This window comes from Streptomyces sp. NPDC025784 (genome assembly GCF_055558435.1).
The window spans coordinates 89,544-107,327 of sequence record NZ_JBVHMN010000009.1 but is presented as its reverse complement, the minus strand read 5'-3'; the positions used below and the strand labels follow the sequence as shown (position 1 = coordinate 107,327).

Below are 17,784 nucleotides of genomic sequence, written 5' to 3'. Positions count from 1 at the left end.
CGGCGGCGGAGGCTGGGGGAGACCACCCACCGCTCGCCTCCCGGGTGCAACATCACTGACCTCCCCACGAGTTGGAGCCACCATGACCGCAGCCCGGCCCGGGGCCGACGCCTTGCTCACGGACCATCTGCGGTACTGGGCCCGCCGTCGCCCCCAGCAGTGCGCCTTCCGGCACGTCGAGTTCGCCGGTTCCGCCTCCGAGGGGCGGCACCGGACCCTGGGCTGGCGTGCCATGGACGCCCGCGCCCGCGCCGTCGCCGCCCGTCTGGTGACCCTCGCGGCGCCCGGCGACCGGGCCGCCCTGGTCATGCCGCAGGGCCTCGACTACGCGGCGGCCTTCCTCGGCTGTCTCTACGCCCGGATGATCGCGGTCCCGCTGTCCAGGCCACAACTCGCGGGCCACGACGCCCGACTGGCCGGCGTGCTCGCCGACTGCGAACCCGCCGTCCTGCTCTGCGACTCCGCCGACCTCACCTCCGTCGAGGCCTTCGCGCTGGACCACGACCTGCCCGCGGTGCCGGTCGTGCCCGTGGACCACCTGCCCATCCAGCGCTTCGGGTTCGACGAGTACGAGTCCGTGCCGGATCCCGACGAGACCGCCTACCTCCAGTACACCTCCGGTTCCACCCGCGACCCGGCCGGCGTGATGATCAGCCACGCCAATCTGGCGGCCAACGCCCGCCAGGCCCTTCACACGTTCGTCGACGACCCAGGGGCCACCACGGCCGTCGGCTGGCTGCCCCTCTTCCACGACATGGGCCTCGTCCTCAGCGTCGTCGCTCCCGTCATGGGCGGATTCCAGTCCGTCCTGATGGACCCCGTCGCGTTCCTGGAGGACCCGGCACGCTGGCTCCGCCTGCTCGGCTCGTACGACGGCACCGTGAGCGCGGCGCCGAACTTCGCGTACGACTACTGCGTGGCCCGCTCCGGTCCGGGCGCCGCCGAAACACTGCGGCTGGACCGGGTGCACGTCCTGATCAACGGCGGGGAGCCGGTACGGCCGGGGACCATCGACCGTTTCCACGCGGCGTTCGCGCCCGCGGGGCTCGACCCGGCGACCCACCGGCCCGCGTACGGACTCGCGGAGGCCACCGTGCTGGTGACGGCCGACGCCCGCGCGGCGGTGCCCACGACGGTGCGGTGCGACGCCGAAGCCCTCACGGCAGGGCGCATCGAAGTGGCGTCGGACAGGTCGACGGCGGACGGCGGAGTGGCCGAACTCGTTGCGTGCGGCCCGCCGGCCGGACAGGAACTGCTGATCGTCGGGTCCGAGGGCGAAGAACTGCCGGAGGACCAGGTCGGTGAGATCCTCCTGACGGGCCCCAACATCGCCCGCGGCTACTGGAAACGGGCCGATCCCACCCCCTTCGCCCCGCGGGGCCGCCTGCGCACCGGCGATCTGGGCGCCCTGCACGACGGGCGGCTTCTGGTCACCGGACGTCTCGAGGACGTGATCGTCGTCGACGGACGCAACCACTACCCCCAGGACATCGAGGAGACCGTGCGCACCACCCTGGACCTCGTACGCCGGGACCGGCTGGCCGCGTTCGCGGCACCCCGCGCGGACGGCACCGGGGAGGAACTCGTCGTCGTCGCGGAGTACGACCGGGACACCGGACCCACGCCGCAGGAGCGGCGCGACGCCGAACACACCGTGCGTGCCGCCGTGTCGGCGCGCCACGGGCTGCGTCTGGGACCGCTGCTCCTGGTCCCTCCGGGCTCGGTGCCGCGCACCAGCAGCGGCAAGGTGGCGCGCGCGGCCGGCCGGGCACGGTTCCTGGAAGGGGGGTTCGACCCCCGATGAGCCCCTCGCGCACCGAGATCCGGGCCGTGGTCGCCGGGCGGCTGCGCTCCTGGTACGCCCTCGAACCCGGCGAGATCGCCGACGACCGCCCGCTGGCCGAGCTGGGTCTCACCTCGCGCGACGCGGTGACCCTGACGGCCCTGCTCGGCGAGGTCGTCGGACGGAGGCTGCCGGAGACCCTGCTGGGGGACACCCGGACGATCGACGCGCTCGTGGAGCGACTGACGCGGGAACGGTCCGACGGACACGGGGTGCCGTCGCACGGCCCGCGACCGGAACGGGACGCGGACCGGGCTGCCGTGGCCGTCGTCGGTGTGGGCTGCCGTTTCCCCGGCGGTGCCGACACTCCCGACGCGTACTGGCGCCTGCTCAGCGAAGGCCGCGACGCGGTCGGCGCACTCCCGGACGACCGCCGGGAGACCGGCCCGCACCTCGCCGTCGCACCACGCTCCGACGGCACGCCCCACGAGGACGCGCCCCCCGAGGGCCCGCCGCGCGGCGGCTTCCTCGACGACATGGCGGGTTTCGACGCGGACTTCTTCCGCATCGGCGCGGACGAGGCCGCCGCCATGGATCCGCAGCACCGCGTGCTCCTCGAAGTGGCCCGCGAGGCCCTCGACCACGCGGCGCACCCGGTGACACGCCTCGCGGGCACCCGCACCGGGGTCTTCGTCGGCATCAGCGGCAGCGAGTACGCCCAGGTCACGGCCGGCGCGCCGGACGCCTGGACGACGGCGGGCAGCGCGCCGGGCGTCGCGGCGGCCCGTCTCTCCCACGCCCTGGACCTGCGCGGCCCGAGCCTGGCCGTCGACACGGCCTGTTCCTCCGCGCTCGTCGCCGTGCACCATGCCGTACGGAGCCTGGCCACGGGGGAGAGCGACACCGCGCTCGCCGCCGGTGTGAGCCTGCTGCTCACGCCCCGCGCCCCGCACCGGGCGGGCGCGCTCGCGCCGGACGGCCGCCGCGGGGCGTTCGACGCCGGGGCCGACGGGACCGTACGCGGCGAGGGCTGCGGTGTCGTCGTGCTGAAGCGCCTCGCGGACGCCGAACGCGACGGGGACCGGGTGCTGGCGGTCGTCCGGTCGACCGCCGTCAACTCCGACGGGCGCTCCGGCGGCCCGGCGGCACCCAACGCGGACGCCCGGCGCGCCCTCCTCGCCGAGGCGTACACCGACCCCGCTGACGTGGACTACGTGGAGACGCACGGCGTCGGCACCCCGCAGGGCGATCCCGCCGAGGCGAGTGCCCTCGCCGCGGCGCTGGTCTCCGCGCGCACACCGGACCGGCCGCTGCTCATCGGCTCGGTCAGGGCGAACCTGGGACACCTCCGGGCAGCGGCCGGCATCGCCGGGCTGATCAAGACCGTACTGGCCCTCCAACACGGTGAGATACCGCCGCACCCGCACGTCACCCGGGCCGGCACCGGTGCCGGCCCGGAGGCACTGGGCCTGCGCCTGGTCACCTCGGCCGAGCCGTGGCCGCGCCACTCGGGTACGGCCACCGCGGGTGTGTCGGCCTTCGGATACAGCGGGACGAACGCACACGTCGTCCTCACCGAGCACCGCGCGCGCCCCAGGCCGCGGGAACCCCGGACCGGGCCCGCGCTGCTGCTGCTCGACGCGCCCAGCGCGGAGCGTGTGCGTGCGTACGCCGGTGAGCTCGCCGACTGGCTCCGTGCCGGACCCGGGGTCCGCGACGCCGACCTGGCCCGCACCCTGGCCGGCCGCACAGGGCGCGGACACCACCGTGCGGCCGTGGTGACGCGAGGCCGCGCCGCGACGGTGGAGGCGCTGAGCCGGCTGGCCGCGGGCGAGGGATCCCCGCACGTGGTGACCGGCGCGGCGGATCCCCGTGACGGCGCCGGGACCGTGTGGATCTTCCCCGGCGAGGGCTGCCCGTGGCCGGGCGCCGGCCATCAACTCCTGCAAACGGAACCGGCGTTCGCGGACGCCGTCGAGCGCCTGGAACCACTGCTGCGCTGGCACGCGGGCATCTCCCTGACCGAAGGCCTGGGAGCGGACGCCGACCTCTCCTCACCCGCCGTCGCGATGCCCGTCCTCTACGGTCTGCAGCTCGGCCTCGCCGCACTGTGGCGCTCCTTCGGGCTCGAACCCGCCGCCGTGATCGGTCACGGGGCGGGAGAGATCGCCGCGGCGGTCGTGTCGGGGGCCATCGACCCCGTCACCGGCGCCCGGATCGTCGCGGCACGCTCCCGGCTCCGCACCGGGCCGAGGGCCTGCGGACCGACCCCGCCGGACGGCCGGCCGACGGGCAGCGCCGACGGCATACATCAGGGCGAACTCTCCTGCATGACAAGGGAGTTCGCTCGGCAGCTGGGCGATCTGCCGGCGGCCGCCCCGGGCTGCGCCCGCTACTCGGCCTCGCTCGCCGACCCCCGGGACGCCCGGTACGACATCGCGCACTGGGAGGCGAACCTGACCGGGCCCGCCCGCTTGCCCGAGGCCCTCCGCGCGGCGGCCGAGGACGGGCACCGCGTCTTCGTGGAGGTCACCCCGAACGCAGCAGGCCCGCAGCCGCCGGCCGGCGCGCTCGTCGTCCCCACCCTGCGCGAGAACATGGACGACGCCCTCGCCTTCGGTACCGCGCTCGCCACCCTCCTCGTCAACGGCGTCCGCGTACCGGACCTGCGCGAACGCCTCCCGGGCCGCATCGAGGACGTGCCGCCGCCCCGCTGGCGCCATCGCCGCCACTGGTTCGGTGAGCAGACCCCTTCGGCCTCCGGCCGGGAGCCTGCGCTCGCCGCGGCTGACGGCGAGCACAGGTCACCGGCCTAGGGGGTTTCGTTCGGATCGGCTCGGGTCCGCGGCGCCCGGCACGGCACCTCGCCGCGTTGTCGGACCACCCGAGTACGCCCGGTACGCGGGTGGTCCTCCGCCTTGCGATGCACCGCACCGGCCGCCGCGGCCTGGTCCGAGCCGATCCGAACGAAACCGCCTAAACCGCGCGCGGCAGCGGAGCCATCTCCAGCCTGTCCGGCTTGACCGTGACGACGGCCTGGGGGCGCGGTGGCGTCGAGGCGAGCGTCAGACGCCGGCGCTGGAGAACGGTGGCGAGGACGACGAGGAGTTCCGTCCACGCGAACTCCTCGCCGATGCACTTGCGGCGGTCGTCACCGAAGGCGAGGAGATCGCTCTGCGCCCCGACCCCCTGATACTTGATCGCCTTCGACGGCCTCGCCGCCCCGCCCCGTTTGCTACTGCGTTGTCGGCGTGGGGATTTGTCGACCTGACCGCGCCCGCCGGAGCGTGACCGAACACTCACGGGGGCCAAGTGGGGGAGTTGATCCATTAGGCGTCCAACCCGATAAGCTCCCCTGCGGCGCTGCGAGTTGACGCGAACACACTCGGTCGTCTCGCCCGGCGTTCTCTGACGCGTACGGCGCCTGCACACCCCCCCGTTCGAGCGTGTTGCTTTCGAAGGATGCAGATGGAACTTGCCACTCCGCCCCCGGCGGCGCGGGCACCCGTCGCCTCGTACAGCTGGTGGCTCATGCCCCTCGCCTTAGGTGCAGGCACGGTCGCCACCGCGGTCGCGGGCCCCGACCAGGTCCAGATACCCGCCACGTTCGCCGGGGCCGCGGCCACCGCGGCGGGCGCTGCCTGTGTGCGCCTCCTCGTCCGCACGCAGTCCCAGCTGCGCCGCACCAACGGTGAGTTCCGCGCCTCGCAGGCCGAGCACTCGCAGCAGTGGCAGCAGCATGTGGCCGGTCTGGAACGCAAGTTCACCGCCGAGCGATCCGGCCTCGAACACCGACTGGCCGAGCAGGCGCAGGCCTTCGAGGCCCGGCTCACCGAGGAGACCCAGGCCTACGAGAGCCGGCTGGCCGAAGAGACGAAGGCGTACGAGACCCGGCTCGTCTCCGAGAGCCAGGGCTACGAGGCACGCCTCACCACCGAGGCCGAGGTCTGGCAGGAGCAACTCACAGGCCAGCAGGCCGCCGTGGCGCGACTCGCCGACGTCCAGCTGCCCGAGGCGCTCAAGCGGCTGCGCTCCGGCGAAGCCATCGACGACATCCTGGCGGAGCTCGCCGGAGAATCCGAGGCGAGCCCCGAGCTGCGCGGCGAGCTGCGCAAGGTCCTGCGCACCGCGCTGATCGGCATGGAGGAGGAGTTCGACCGCTCCACCTCGGCCGAACAGGCCGTCATCAGCATCGGCAGCCGCATCCATGTGCTGACCAGCAAACTGCGCGGACGCCTGCACGAGATGCAGGGCGAGCACGGGCGGCTGCCCGCGGTCGCCAGCGGCCTCATGGAACTCGACCAGGAGATCGGCCCGGCCGACTGTCTCGCCGCCAGTATCGGCGTGCTCGGCGGTTCGGACCGGCCCGGACGCCAGTGGCAGGAACCGCAGCGCCTGCTCAGCGTGGTCCGCGGCGGCATCGGCCGCATCAAGGACTTCGACCGGATCCAGGTCCGTCACCTGCCCGAACTCGGCGTCGACGGCGGCCTGGTGGACCATCTGACGCTGATCTTCGCCCACCTCCTCGACAACGCGGCGCGCTACTCGCCGCCCACCGAGCCCGTGGTCGTCTCCGGCAAGGAGGTCCCCAACGGCGTCGGCATCGAGATCCAGGACTCGGGCAAGGGCCTGAGCGAGGAGAAGAAGCGCGAGGCCGAGCAGTCCCTCACGGGCACTGCCGCGGGCCCCGGCCTCGGCGGCATCTCGGAGGACGCCAACCTCGGCCTGCGGGTCGTCGGCACCCTGGCACGCCGCTACGGCATCCGTGTCACCTTCGCGGACTCACCGTGGCTCGGCACCTCGGTGGTCGTCGTGGTCCCGCACAAGTACTTCAGCCCGCTGCCCGCCGCCGTCACCGAGCCGGCTCCTGCTGTGGCCGCGGCCGCGGCCGCGCCGAGCACCGAGCCCACGACGCACGCACCGAGCACCGAGGACATGGACACCACTCCCGGCGGCCTGCCCCGGCGCAGGAGCAGGCGCAGTGACGCGACGACGGTGGAGCGGCCGAGGCCTGCCGGACGTACGGAGGAGAACGTGGCCGCCGTACCGCCGGACGCGTCCTTCGCCGGCCTCGCCGCCTTCGCCACCGCCGGACGCGAGAGCGAACCGGCGCGCGGGACGACCGCGGACCGAGACCCGGCAGCCGGCGGCGAGCAGACCGCCGGGACCGAGTTCAACGAGCACCGCACTGAAGAGAGCGACTAGTCCCATGACGCAACAGGGAACCGACGTGAGCTGGGCGCTCCGCGATCTGACGGAGAGCATCCAGGAGATCCGCTTCGCCCTCGTGGCATCGAGCGACGGCAAGGCCATCACCTCCTACGGCGCCGACGACCCCGACGACGTGGACCGTTTCGCCGCCGTGGTCGCCGGCCTCCAGGCGCTGGCCCAGCCCGTGGCCGAGCAGTTCCCCCAGTACGCGGGGCAGTTGCGGCTCGCGATGATCGAGGTCGACGGCGGCCATCTGTTCGTGGTGCGGGCCGGCGTGGAGACGTACCTCGGAGTGCTCGCGAAGGAAGGCCTCGACCAGGGCCTCCTCGGCCATCAGATGAGGGACCTGGCCCGCAGGATGGGTGAGCTTCTGGGCACCACTCCGCGCCTGGAGGAGCACTCTGGATGAGTGCTCCCCGCCCGCCCACGGACCCGTCCGGTCTCGAGCGCTACTACGTCCTCACCGGGGGCCGCAGCGGACCGGGCGGTTCGGCGTCGGGCCTCGACGTGGCGACCCTGATCGTCTCCCGCGCCGCTGCCGTCCCCGGCATGCAGCACGAGCACGAGGAGATCATCCGGCGCTGCCGCGATCCGCTGTCGGTGGCCGAGCTCGGCGCCCACCTCGGATTGCCCTTCAACATTCTCGCGGTGCTCCTGGCCGATCTGCTGGACGCAGGCCGCGTCGAAGCCCGTCATCCCATCCCGGCGTCAGGCGCCGGCAGCGGGCCCGACCTCGCGCTCCTTGAGGAGGTACTCAGTGGACTTCAAAGGCTTTGACCACCCCGACCGGCAGACGGCCGGGGGCCCCCGCTCGGTGAAGGTGATGATCGCCGGCGGCTTCGGCACCGGCAAGACCACCATGGTGCGGTCCGTCAGCGACATCAAGCCGCTGACCACCGAGGAGACACTGACGCAGGCCAGCGCGGACGTCGACAACCTGATCGGAGTGGGGGACAAGCAGGAGACCACCGTCAGCCTCGACTTCGGCAAGATCGGCATCAACGACCAGCTGGTGCTCTACCTGTTCGGGACGCCGGGCCAGGAGCGTTTCTGGTTCCTGTGGAACGGCCTGTTCAAGGGGGCCCTCGGGGCGGTGGTCCTGGTCGACACCCGGCGGCTGGCCTCCAGCTTCCGGGCCATCGAGGAGATGGAACGGCAGAACGTGCCGTTCGTCATCGCCCTGAACGTCTTCCCGGACTCCAAGGACCATCCGATCGAGGAGATCCGCGACGCCCTGGACATATCGCCGCACACCCCGATCGTGGCCTGCGACGCCCGCGACCGGGCTTCCAGCCGTGACGTGCTGATCGCCCTGATACGCCACCTGCAGGAACGCTCTGCCGCCGCAATGGAGCCCCGATGAACGACCAGCCCTCAAACGGTCCCGATGCCCCCCGCGGGTGCCCGGTCGCCCACGGCGGCGCGAGCGACACCATCCGGCTGTACGGGGCGGAGGCCGCGCTGGACCCGCAGGGGATCTACGCGCGGCTGCGCAAGGAGTACGGGGCCGTCGCACCGATACTCCTGGAGGGCGACATCCCCGCCTGGCTGGTCCTCGGCTACCGGGAGAACCGCCGAGTGCTCGACAACGCACGGCAGTTCAGCCGTGACGCGCGTATCTGGCGGGACTGGAAGGACGGCCGCATCGAGGCCACATCTCCGCTGATCCAGATGCTCGGCTGGCGCCCCGACTGCGTGTCACAGGACGGCGAGCCGCACCGAAGGTTGCGCGGAGCGGTCACCGACAACCTCCAGACGGTCGCGGGCCGCGGCATCCGTCGCCACATCACGCATTTCGCCAACAAGCAGATCGACGCGTTCGCGGACGAGGGCACCGCCGATCTGGTGGCCGACTACTCCGAGTACCTGCCGATGCTCGTCCTCACCCGGCTCTTCGGGCTGCCGGCCGGTGAGGGGCGCAGCCTGGCCCTCTCCTGCGCCCAGGTCATCAAGGGCGGCGAGGACGCCGTGGTGCACAACGACCGCATCATGGAGATCCTCGGCGAACTCGCCGAGCGCAAGAAGGAGGAGCCGGGCGCCGACTTCACCACCGGACTGCTCGGCCACTCCGCGGACCTCGACGACGACGAGGTCCTCAGCCATCTGCGGCTGGTGCTGATCACCGCGCACACGACCACCAGCAACCTGCTGGCGCGGGTGCTCCAACTGGTGCTCACCGACACCTCCCGGCTCGCCGGACTCGTCAGCGGCCAGCTGAACGTCTCCGCGGTCGTGGAGGAGGTCATGTGGAACACCCCGCCGCTGGCCGTGCTCCCGGGCCGCTTCGCCACCGTGGACCTCGAACTGGGCGGCTGTCACATCAAGGAGGGCGACCTTCTGGTGCTCGGCCTCACGGCGGGCAACCTCGACCCGGAGATCCGGCCCGACGCGGGTGTGTCCGTCCAGGGCAATCAGTCGCACCTGGCCTTCAGCGGTGGCGCCCACGAGTGCCCGGGCCAGAACATCGGCCAGGCCATCATCGAGACCGCCGTCGACGTCCTTCTGCACCGGCTGCCGGGTCTGCGCCTGGCCGTGCCGGCCGACGAGCTCACCTCGACCGCCTCCACCTGGGAGGCCCGACTCGACCGGCTGCCCGTCGAGTTCGCGGCACAGACCACGGCGGTCTGACCACCCGCTCGCCGCTGCCCGGCCGGACCGCTCCGGCCGGGCAGCGGCACGTCAGACCGCGAGCAGGTCGTCCAGCGATCCCCTGCCCGCCAGTTCGGCGGTCGCCGCCGGGCCCTCCTTGGCCGCGGCGTAGCGGCCCGAGGTCAGGCCCCACTCGTAATTGCCGTTGATCCAGTGCTGGATGGCCTCCACGCCCATCCGGACCTGGGCCCGCTGCTCGGCGGTCAGCCGCAGCTCCTCGCACATCTCCGGCACGCGCGCCTCCAGCGCGAGGTACTCGTCGAGGCAGTCGGTGGTCATCCGGTAGGCCTCGGCGGCGGCCTCCTCCCAGCCGCAGTCGCGCTCGCGGTGCAGCACGGCGATCAGATTGTGCCCGTCGCCCCGCCGCTTCTCGCGTTCGAAGGAGTGGATGTCGTTCATGAACCCGATGGTGTCGGCGGCGAGATCGCGCATCCGGACCATCAGCGGATGGGCCTGGACCTGCGCCGGCACCTCGAAGCCACGACTGCGCTCACCGGCGTCGATGCTGTGGTGGATGCCCACCGTCCGGCGTCGGAACTCGGCGTACTCGGCGAGGCTCAGGGTGCCGGCCAGATCCCGCGCGGCGAGGTCGACCTCTTCGGTGTGGGCCACCAGGAAGCGCCCCCAGGAGGCGGCGAACCGGGTCCGCCATGTCAGGGACATGCCATTCGAGAGCTGGCCCCAGACCTCCGTCCAGGCGACCGTGATCGGGCAGCTGACCCGGGGAGCGGTCCCCGCGGGGCGCAGCGGGGTGGCTATCAACTCCCGGGCGACCTCGGCTATGCGGTCCGCGCGGTCCGGTTGTCCCGTGTCGAACTGGTCGTCGAACAGGAAGGCCAGCGAGAACCAGTTCATCAGGACGACCATGTCGTCGGCCGAGGCGTGAGGATAGGTCCGTGCCGCCGCCTGGGGCAGGTCCCAGGACTGGTACTCCTCGAATCCGGCCTGGCTGCGCACCAGTCCCATGTCCCACACCCAGCGCAGGTGGCGCTCTCGGGCGTACTCCAGGTGCTCGCTGACGGGGGTCTTGAACGGGAGGTCGAACCTGACGTCCTGCGGCATTCGCGTCCTTTCCTGAGGCGATTCACAGGCCCCCGCCCCTGTGCGCGGGCGATCGCTCGCGACGCCCGCTGACTCGAACCGTGCTTTTTGAGCCGGTAGTTGACGACTCAAGCGCGCTTCGAGACTGCCCAGAGCCTAAACGATCTATGGTGTGACATCTGTAACGCGTGATGTGGGTGTGAAACGAGAGACGCGCCCCTCGCGACGAAAGACGCGCACTCGTGACGAGAGACGCGCACCTCACGACGAGAGACGCGCACCTCACGACGAGAGGCGCGCACCTCACGACGAGGGGCGCGCCACCTCCCCGGAGGTGGCGCGCCCCTCGCCCCGTCCCGCCGCGTGGCAGGGGCCCGAGCCGTACGGAATCAGGCGTTCGGCGCCGCGTACACGCGCTCACCGCCGACATAGGTGAGCGCCACCCCGGTCCCGCCGATCGCCTCCGGCGGGCCCTCGTACGGATCGCGGTCCAGCACCACCAGATCCGCCAGCGCCCCCACCCGCACACGGCCCGTGTCGTCGAGGTGGTTGGCGTACGCCGAGCCCGCGGTGTACGCCGTCAGCGCGTCCGTCAGGCCGATGCGCTCGCCGGGCAGGAACACCGGTCCGGGCTCGTCGGGGCTCACCCGGTTGACGGCGACATGGATGCCCTGCATCGGGTCGGGGCTGCTGACCGGCCAGTCGCTGCCCGCCGCCAGCCGCGCCCCGGAACGCAGCAGCGCGCCGAACGGGTACTGCCAGGAGACGCGTTCGGGGCCGAGGAAGGGGATCGTCAACTCGTCCATCTGCGGCTCGTGCGCCGCCCACAGCGGCTGGATGTTCGCCGTGGCACCCAGGTGCGCGAACCGGGGCACGTCGTCCGGGTGCACGACCTGGAGGTGGGCCAGGTGCGGACGGGTGTCGCTGGGGCCGTTCGCCTTCCGGGCCGCCTCGACGGCGTCCAGGGCGTCGCGTACGGCCCGGTCGCCCAGCGCGTGGAAGTGGCACTGGAAGCCGAGCGCGTCCAACTCCGTGACGTACGCGTTCAGTCGGTCCGGGTCGATGAAGCTGGTGCCGCGATTGGCCGTCGCGCAACCGCACTTGTCCAGATAGGGACTGAGCAGTGCGGCCGTGCCGTTCTCGGCGACCCCGTCCAGCATGAGCTTGACGCTGCCGGCGGCGAACCGGCCGTGCGTCAACGCGGCCCGTCGTTCGACGAGTTCGGGAATCTGCTCGGCGCCCCGGGCGCGGTCCCACCACAGCGCGCCGACCACACGAGCGGTGAGCGATCCGTCGCGGGCCGCCGTCAGATACGCCTCGGACGGATCGTCCATGCCGAGGAAGGACCCGAGGAGCGCGTCCTGCCACGCGGTGATGCCGAGCGAGTGCAGCTGCCGCTGGGCGTGCAGCAGCGCGGCGAGCCGGTCCGCCGCGGTGGCCGGCGGGGTGAGCCGGCCGACGGACTGCATCGCCCCCTCCTGGAGCATGCCGGTGGGTTCGCCCGCGGCGTCGCGCTCGAACCGGCCGTCGGCCGGATCCGGCGTGTCCCGGGTGACCCCCGCGAGCTCCAGCGCGCGGCTGTTGACCCAGGCACCGTGGTGGTCCCGGTTGGGCAGGTACACCGGCCGGTCCGGTACGACCGCATCCAGCAGCAGCCTGGTCGGCGTACCGCCCTCGAAGGCCTCCATGGACCAGCCGCCGCCCGTGATCCACTCCCGGTCGGGGTGCGCGGCGGCGTACGCGCGGACGGCGGCGAGCGTCTCCTCGGCCGTCTTCGCCTCCGTGAGGTCGCACTGGGTCAGTTCCAGGCCTGCCGGGACCGGGTGGACGTGTGCGTCCTGGAACCCCGGCAGGAGCAGGCGTCCGGCGAGGTCGACGACCTCGGTCCCCGGTCCCGCGAGGTCGTGGACCTCCGCGTTCCCGACGGCGGTGATCCGGTCGCCGGTCACGGCGACGGCCGTGGCGGTGCGGCCCTCGGGGGTGAGGACCGGGCCGCCGGTGAAGAGGAGATCAGCGTGCATGTTCGGTTCCTTGTTCGGACGGGATCAGTGGCCCGGGCGCGTCGGCGTCGGTGCCGAGCCCCGTGACGAAGTAGGGGGACCTGCGCACCCACTTCGCCCACGCGGCGGCCACGAAGCCGGAGGCGATCATGACCGTGGGGGTGAGCAGCAGGAACCAGCCGTTGTCCGCGCTGACTTCGAGATGGTCGGCCGAGGTGTAGAAGGAGTACGCGAGGTATCCGCCGAGCCCCAGCAGCGCCACGGCACTCACCGTGGGCAGGACCACCGCCCGTATGCCCTGCCGCAGGTCCTCGCGCAGCAGCCCGCGAAAGCGCGCCGCGGCGGCGAGGGCGATGAGCGCGTACGACAGCGCGACGACGATGCCGACCGCGTTGACCGTCGCCATGATCATGTCGGCGAGCCGGGGGATCACCAGGGCGAGCCCGGCCACGGCCGTCGCCAGTGCGCCGATCAGCAGGGTGCCGGCCGCCGGAGTCCCGTACCGCGTGCTGACCCTGGACCACACGGGGCCGAGCGTACGGTCCCGGCTCATCGCGAACATCCCGCGCGCCGTCGGGATCACCCCGGACTGCAGCGAGGCCACGGCCGAGAAGAGCAGGGCCACCAGCGGCAGCGCGGCCAGCGGCTGGGCGGCCAGCCGTTCACCGAAGAAAGCCAGCCCCTCCGCGCCGTGCCCCGCCAGCTCCTGCTCGCTCAGGACGCGCTGGAAGGCCACGGAACCGAGCAGGAACAGCCCGAGCATCGTCACCAGCGTGATCGTCCCGGCCCGCGAGGCGTCCCGCGGATCGCGCACCTCCTCGTTCACGGTGAACGCCGCGTCGAAGCCCCAGTAGCAGAAGACGGACAGCAGCAGACCCTGGGCGAGCGCGGTCGTGGAGGGGATGGCGAACGGATCGAACCAGCTCAGGCTGAAGGGATGCGGTCCCGTCACGATGCCGTAGCCGCAGAAGCCCAGCAGCACCACGTACTCGAAGACCAGCAGCGCGCTCTGCAGCCGGGCCGCGGTGCGCACGCCGGTGACCGCGGTGAGCGTGACGGCGGCCAGGACCACGATGCCGACCGCGGTGGTCTGCGCGGTGGAGCCCGGGTCGAGCCGCAGGCCGGCCAGGTCGTGCAGCCCCGCGTCACCGGCGAGCTGGAGCATCGCCGACCCCGTCACCGCTGTGGTGTACGCGAGGAAGGCCACCGTGGCCACGATGTTCACCCAGCCGACCAGGAAGCCCAGCCAGGGAGTGAGCGAACGGCCCACCCACGTGTAGCCGTTGCCGGCGTTCGGCTCCACCCGGTTGAGCCGGGAGTAGGCGCCGGCGATGCCGAGGACGGGCAGGAAGGCCAGCAGCATGATGGCCGGCAGATGCAGGCCGACCACTCCCGCGGTCACTCCGAGACCGATGCCGATGCTGGTGGTCGCCGCCGTGCTGGAGGCGGCGATGGCGACGCCGTCGGCGACGCCGAGGGTTCTGCGCAGGGACGGGGGATCCCCGCCGTACGGCTGCTGCGACATGTCCTGCTCCGATCGCACCCGGGGCCTGGGACCGGCCCGATGACCGGAAATGAAACTGCTCGGGGACTTAACAGGTCAACGCTGTTGACATAAGGTTCCGGCACCGGAAGGAGAGCCCATGAACGACCGAGTCGTCCCGCCCGCCGCCCGTCGGCGCCGACGCCCCACCAAGACGGGGGTCGTGCTCTCCGAGGAGCTGATCGTCGAGACCGCGCTGCGACTGCTCAAGGAGCACGGGGCCGACGCGCTCACCGTCCGCCGCCTCGGCCTCGCGCTCGGCGCCGACCCCACCGCCCTGTACCGCTACTTCCGTGACACCGACGACCTGTTGCTCGCCATCGCCGACGAACTCATCGGCCGCACGCTGCGCACCTGGCGGCCCACCGGCGACTGGCGCGCCGACCTGCGCGACCTGGGCCTGCGCACGCATGCGAACTCCCTCGCGCACCCCCAGGCCGCGGTGCTCAGCTCCTACCGCGTCACGGGCCGCGTCCACGAGATCGAGGCGGTGGAGACGATCCTCGGCGTCCTGCGCGGGGCCGGCTTCCCCGACGCCGAGGCCGTACGGATCTACCACGCGTTCGTCGACCAGGCCCTGGCCTTCGCCGCCCTCGACGCGGCGAGCGTCGCCCTGCCGCGGCCGGCCCGCGAGGCGGAGGCGGACGTGTGGCGGGCGACGTACGCCCGGCTGCCCGCCGACAGCCATCCGCACATCGCGGCGAGTGCCCGTCATCTGGTGGCGGACATGCGGCGCAGCGCCTACCCCGCCGCCCTCGACCTGCTGCTGACCGCCGCGGCGGCCCGGCTCGCGGAGATCGATGGGCAGCGGAAGGCGTAGGCGCACCCGGAGTGCACACCGGGGGAGTGGGGCGAACGGCTGTGCCCGTCGCCCCGCTCGATCATGATGGTCGCGGAACCGTTCCGTACGTCGTCACCAGGAGGCTGCCCGACGATGAACCCGCCCGCCCGCACCGCGAAACAGCGCAAGCAGGACACCCTCGACCGGCTGGAGAACGACGTCGACGCCTGGGTGTCCACGGCCGACGGCGAGGGGGGAACCCCCTATCTGGTCCCGCTGTCCTACCTCTGGGACGGCAGGACCCTGCTGGTGGCCACCCCGGCCGAGAGCCCCACCGGCCGCAACCTGCGGGCGACCGGCAGGACACGCCTGGGCATCGGGGCGACCCGCGACGTCGTCCTCGTCGAGGGCACCGTCACGGCCCGTGAAGCCGCCGAGCTGCCGGACGGGGTCGGGGACGCCTTCGCCCGCAAGACCGGCTTCGACCCGCGTGAACTCACCACCCGCTACCTGTACTTCACCATCAGCCCGCAGCGCGTCCAGGCCTGGCGCGAGGTCGAGGAGCTCACCGGCCGCGACCTCATGCGCGACGGCGAGTGGCTCGTGACCGACTGATCCGGGGGTACCCGGGAAGACGGCGCCGCGGCTGCCGCATGCCGCCGCGCCGTCCCGGAACCCTACGGAGGACACATGGCACTGGTCACGGCAGGCGTCGTGGTGCTGGACTGCGTCGAGCCCGAGAAGCTCGCCGCCTTCTACAAGCAACTGCTCGACGCCGAGGAGACGGACGCGTCGGCGAACCGCGTGGAGATCCGGGGCGCCGACGGCGTCCGGCTGGCGTTCCGCCGCGACGTGACGGCGACGCCGCCGAGCTGGCCGCGCCCCGAGAACTCCCTCCAGGTCCACCTCGACTTCCTCGTGGAGGACCTGGACGAGGCCGAACGCAGGGTCATCGGTCTCGGCGGCCGGCCGATCGAGACGAAGGACGCGGCCGGTCCGTTCGAGGAGCGGGGCTATGCCGACCCGGCCGGGCACTCCTTCACGCTGCGCTGCTCGCGCCCGACGGCGCCCAAACTGGGCTGAGGCGAGCGACGTCGAGGCGCACACGGCCGGCCCGGCGGGGCGTGGTCCGTACGGACTTCCGTCACGGATCACGCCCCGCCGGGCCGGTGCGTGTCAGTCCCGGCCGCCCTTGTCCGCGGACGGCCACACACCGGTGGAGCGCTCGATGGCCTTCGCGCCCGTGCGGTCCACCGCGCTGCGCACGACGGCGAAGATCGCGCCCTGCACCGCGGCGGCCAGCAGGATCTCGCCCCAGCCGCGGTCCTTGTCCAGGGCGTCGGGAGCGTCGTCCTCGTGCCGTATCGCCTTCCACGCCTGCTGGAAGGCGAGCCCGGCGAGGGCACCGCCCGCCCAGCTCAGCGCCATGCCGACCGGCTTGTAGACGAGTTTGAGCTTCTTCTGCTGCTTCTTCCTGGACACCTTGGTCTCTCCGTTGCGTGTGCGGTCAGGGACGTCCGTGTGCCGGGACGCGTTCGTCCTCGGGCACCGGACCCGGCGCGGTTCCCTCTCCGAAGGGCCGCCCGCCGAGCCGTTCGCGGTGATGGGGCGTCAGCCAGCCCGCCAGGTCCGGTCCGAGGGGGACGATCCCGGTCGGGTTGATACCGGTGTGGACTTGGTAGTAGTGCCGTTTGATGTGGTCGAAGTCGACGGTGTCACCGAATCCCGGCGTCTGGTAGAGGTCACGGGCGTACGCCCACAGGACCTGGTTCTCCGTCAGCTTCCAGCGGTTGCACTTGAAGTGGCCGTGGTAGACGGCGTCGAAGCGGACGAGCGTGGTGAACAGCCGGATGTCCGCCTCGGTGATCGTGTCGCCGACCAGGTACCGGCGGTCCGCCAGCCGCCCGGCCAACTGCTCCAGACGACGGAAGACCCCCGTGCAGGCTTCCTCGTACTCCGCCTGCCCCGTAGCGAAACCCGCCCGGTACACACCGTTGTTGACGTCCTCGTAGACGCCCGCCACGACCTCGTCGATCTCACCCCGCAGACGTTCCGGGTAGAGGTCCGGTGCCCCTTCCCGGTGCAGGGCCGCCCACTCGGTGGCGAGATCCAGCGTGAGCTGCTGGTAGTCGTTGGTGACCAGCCTGCCGCTCGGCACGTCCACCACGGCCGGCACACTGACACCGCCGGGGTAGTCCTTCTCCCGCGCGTCGTAGGCCTCGCCGAGGAAGCGGATGCCGAGCACCGGGTCCCGGCCGTCCGGGTCCAGGGTGAAGCGCCAGCTCCGGTCGTCCTGCAAGGGATCGGCCACCGCCAGCGACAGGGCGCCCTCCAGGCCGAGCAGCCGCCGCGAGATCAGCGCGCGGCTCGCCCAGGGGCAGGCACGGCTGACGACCAGCCGGTAGCGCCCCGCCTCCACCGGCCAGCCGTCGCGGCCGTCCGCCGTGATGCGGTCCGCGAAGTGGCTCCTGGACCTTTTGAACGCCTTCTTGCCGAGACTCGCGTTGCCCGCGCTCTCGTCCATGAGGTGTCGCCTCCCTGCTGTGCCCTGATACGGGTGCCCCGGTGAACGGGCTCGATTCAGGCCGCCACCACGGTGTGAGGTACGCGGACCCGGGAAGCCGGTCGGTGTGCGCAACGATCCGACGAACAGGCCGAACGGCTCGCCCCTGGACCGCCCGGGCCGGCCGTCCCCTCCGCGTGACCGGGACCGCCCGGATCAGCCGACCCGTCCGCGAAACCGGGACCGCCCCGATCCCCCGGGCCGCCCCGATTC

16 protein-coding genes are annotated in these 17,784 nt (G+C 72.5%); 10 read left to right on the top strand and 6 right to left on the bottom strand.

Translation table 11 applies throughout. From position 1 onward, the window contains the following. Positions 1-82 precede the first annotated feature (82 nt). A complete protein-coding gene (locus tag ACZ4IF_RS21335; protein ID WP_467564975.1) occupies positions 83-1,804 on the top strand; it encodes a fatty acyl-AMP ligase in 1,722 nt (573 codons plus the stop codon). Continuing rightward, positions 1,801-4,599: a type I polyketide synthase gene (locus ACZ4IF_RS21330; protein ID WP_467564973.1), complete on the top strand. Its 2,799-nt coding sequence runs from the start codon at positions 1,801-1,803 to the stop codon at positions 4,597-4,599. The genes ACZ4IF_RS21335 and ACZ4IF_RS21330 overlap by 4 nt, the downstream gene beginning before the upstream one ends. A gap of 160 nt (positions 4,600-4,759) precedes the next feature. Here the strand turns inward: ACZ4IF_RS21330 and ACZ4IF_RS21325 are convergent, their stop codons facing one another. Beyond that, the gene (locus tag ACZ4IF_RS21325; protein ID WP_467564970.1) at positions 4,760-5,086 is read right to left on the bottom strand and encodes a cytochrome P450; all 327 of its coding nucleotides are present in this window, start codon (positions 5,084-5,086) and stop codon (positions 4,760-4,762) included. A 165-nt stretch (positions 5,087-5,251) separates the two neighbouring features. Here ACZ4IF_RS21325 and ACZ4IF_RS21320 point away from each other — a divergent pair, with 165 nt between their 5' ends. Genes ACZ4IF_RS21320 through ACZ4IF_RS21300 form a run of 5 tightly spaced genes read left to right on the top strand, consistent with a single transcriptional unit; the run spans position 5,252 to position 9,622 of the window. Continuing rightward, positions 5,252-6,988, top strand: a complete 1,737-nt coding sequence (locus ACZ4IF_RS21320; RefSeq protein WP_467564969.1) for an ATP-binding protein — start codon at positions 5,252-5,254, stop codon at positions 6,986-6,988. Positions 6,989-6,992: 4 nt separating this feature from the next. Then, positions 6,993-7,403, top strand: a complete 411-nt coding sequence (locus ACZ4IF_RS21315) for a roadblock/LC7 domain-containing protein (RefSeq protein WP_028798637.1) — start codon at positions 6,993-6,995, stop codon at positions 7,401-7,403. Next, the gene (locus ACZ4IF_RS21310) at positions 7,400-7,771 is read left to right on the top strand and encodes a DUF742 domain-containing protein (protein WP_362509218.1); all 372 of its coding nucleotides are present in this window, start codon (positions 7,400-7,402) and stop codon (positions 7,769-7,771) included. Before ACZ4IF_RS21315 ends, ACZ4IF_RS21310 begins: the two co-directional genes overlap by 4 nt. After that, a complete protein-coding gene (locus tag ACZ4IF_RS21305) occupies positions 7,752-8,357 on the top strand; it encodes a GTP-binding protein (protein WP_467564966.1) in 606 nt (201 codons plus the stop codon). The genes ACZ4IF_RS21310 and ACZ4IF_RS21305 overlap by 20 nt, the downstream gene beginning before the upstream one ends. Next, complete coding sequence (locus ACZ4IF_RS21300) at positions 8,354-9,622, top strand: cytochrome P450 (protein ID WP_467564964.1); 1,269 nt, start codon at positions 8,354-8,356, stop codon at positions 9,620-9,622. The genes ACZ4IF_RS21305 and ACZ4IF_RS21300 overlap by 4 nt, the downstream gene beginning before the upstream one ends. A gap of 51 nt (positions 9,623-9,673) precedes the next feature. On the opposite strand, the gene ACZ4IF_RS21295 is transcribed toward ACZ4IF_RS21300, so the two are convergent. The 3 genes from ACZ4IF_RS21295 to ACZ4IF_RS21285 form a co-directional block, all read right to left on the bottom strand. After that, positions 9,674-10,705 carry a 7-epi-alpha-eudesmol synthase gene (locus tag ACZ4IF_RS21295; protein WP_467564961.1) on the bottom strand — a complete coding sequence of 344 codons (1,032 nt, stop codon included), beginning with the start codon at positions 10,703-10,705 and terminating at the stop codon, positions 9,674-9,676. 368 nt (positions 10,706-11,073) lie between these two features. Continuing rightward, positions 11,074-12,705, bottom strand: a complete 1,632-nt coding sequence (locus tag ACZ4IF_RS21290) for an amidohydrolase (RefSeq protein ID WP_467564959.1) — start codon at positions 12,703-12,705, stop codon at positions 11,074-11,076. Further along, positions 12,695-14,209: an APC family permease gene (locus ACZ4IF_RS21285; protein ID WP_467564957.1), complete on the bottom strand. Its 1,515-nt coding sequence runs from the start codon at positions 14,207-14,209 to the stop codon at positions 12,695-12,697. Before ACZ4IF_RS21285 ends, ACZ4IF_RS21290 begins: the two co-directional genes overlap by 11 nt. 118 nt (positions 14,210-14,327) lie before the next feature. Between ACZ4IF_RS21285 and ACZ4IF_RS21280 the strand changes: the two genes are divergently transcribed. The 3 genes from ACZ4IF_RS21280 to ACZ4IF_RS21270 all read left to right on the top strand — a co-directional run bounded on the left by ACZ4IF_RS21280 (position 14,328) and on the right by ACZ4IF_RS21270 (position 16,091). Beyond that, positions 14,328-15,047: a TetR/AcrR family transcriptional regulator gene (locus ACZ4IF_RS21280; RefSeq protein WP_467564954.1), complete on the top strand. Its 720-nt coding sequence runs from the start codon at positions 14,328-14,330 to the stop codon at positions 15,045-15,047. A 114-nt stretch (positions 15,048-15,161) separates the two neighbouring features. Further along, positions 15,162-15,623: a pyridoxamine 5'-phosphate oxidase family protein gene (locus tag ACZ4IF_RS21275; RefSeq protein WP_467564952.1), complete on the top strand. Its 462-nt coding sequence runs from the start codon at positions 15,162-15,164 to the stop codon at positions 15,621-15,623. Positions 15,624-15,698: 75 nt separating this feature from the next. Further along, positions 15,699-16,091, top strand: a complete 393-nt coding sequence (locus ACZ4IF_RS21270; RefSeq protein WP_467564950.1) for a VOC family protein — start codon at positions 15,699-15,701, stop codon at positions 16,089-16,091. Between the two features lie 93 nt (positions 16,092-16,184). On the opposite strand, the gene ACZ4IF_RS21265 is transcribed toward ACZ4IF_RS21270, so the two are convergent. Then, positions 16,185-16,490, bottom strand: a complete 306-nt coding sequence (locus ACZ4IF_RS21265; protein ID WP_345652540.1) for a DUF4235 domain-containing protein — start codon at positions 16,488-16,490, stop codon at positions 16,185-16,187. 25 nt (positions 16,491-16,515) lie between these two features. Beyond that, the gene (locus tag ACZ4IF_RS21260) at positions 16,516-17,532 is read right to left on the bottom strand and encodes a glutathione S-transferase family protein (RefSeq protein WP_467564946.1); all 1,017 of its coding nucleotides are present in this window, start codon (positions 17,530-17,532) and stop codon (positions 16,516-16,518) included. Between the last annotated feature and the right edge of the window lie 252 nt (positions 17,533-17,784).

Coding starts and splice junctions, on each gene's coding strand:
- ACZ4IF_RS21310 (WP_362509218.1), top strand. CDS start 7,400: ATGAGTGCTCCCCGCCCGCCCACGGACCCGTCCGGTCTCGAGCGCTAC.
- ACZ4IF_RS21330 (WP_467564973.1), top strand. CDS start 1,801: ATGAGCCCCTCGCGCACCGAGATCCGGGCCGTGGTCGCCGGGCGGCTG.
- ACZ4IF_RS21275 (WP_467564952.1), top strand. CDS start 15,162: ATGAACCCGCCCGCCCGCACCGCGAAACAGCGCAAGCAGGACACCCTC.
- ACZ4IF_RS21300 (WP_467564964.1), top strand. CDS start 8,354: ATGAACGACCAGCCCTCAAACGGTCCCGATGCCCCCCGCGGGTGCCCG.
- ACZ4IF_RS21285 (WP_467564957.1), bottom strand. CDS start 14,209: ATGTCGCAGCAGCCGTACGGCGGGGATCCCCCGTCCCTGCGCAGAACC.
- ACZ4IF_RS21295 (WP_467564961.1), bottom strand. CDS start 10,705: ATGCCGCAGGACGTCAGGTTCGACCTCCCGTTCAAGACCCCCGTCAGC.
- ACZ4IF_RS21315 (WP_028798637.1), top strand. CDS start 6,993: ATGACGCAACAGGGAACCGACGTGAGCTGGGCGCTCCGCGATCTGACG.
- ACZ4IF_RS21290 (WP_467564959.1), bottom strand. CDS start 12,705: ATGCACGCTGATCTCCTCTTCACCGGCGGCCCGGTCCTCACCCCCGAG.
- ACZ4IF_RS21260 (WP_467564946.1), bottom strand. CDS start 17,532: ATGGACGAGAGCGCGGGCAACGCGAGTCTCGGCAAGAAGGCGTTCAAA.
- ACZ4IF_RS21280 (WP_467564954.1), top strand. CDS start 14,328: ATGAACGACCGAGTCGTCCCGCCCGCCGCCCGTCGGCGCCGACGCCCC.
- ACZ4IF_RS21270 (WP_467564950.1), top strand. CDS start 15,699: ATGGCACTGGTCACGGCAGGCGTCGTGGTGCTGGACTGCGTCGAGCCC.
- ACZ4IF_RS21335 (WP_467564975.1), top strand. CDS start 83: ATGACCGCAGCCCGGCCCGGGGCCGACGCCTTGCTCACGGACCATCTG.
- ACZ4IF_RS21320 (WP_467564969.1), top strand. CDS start 5,252: ATGGAACTTGCCACTCCGCCCCCGGCGGCGCGGGCACCCGTCGCCTCG.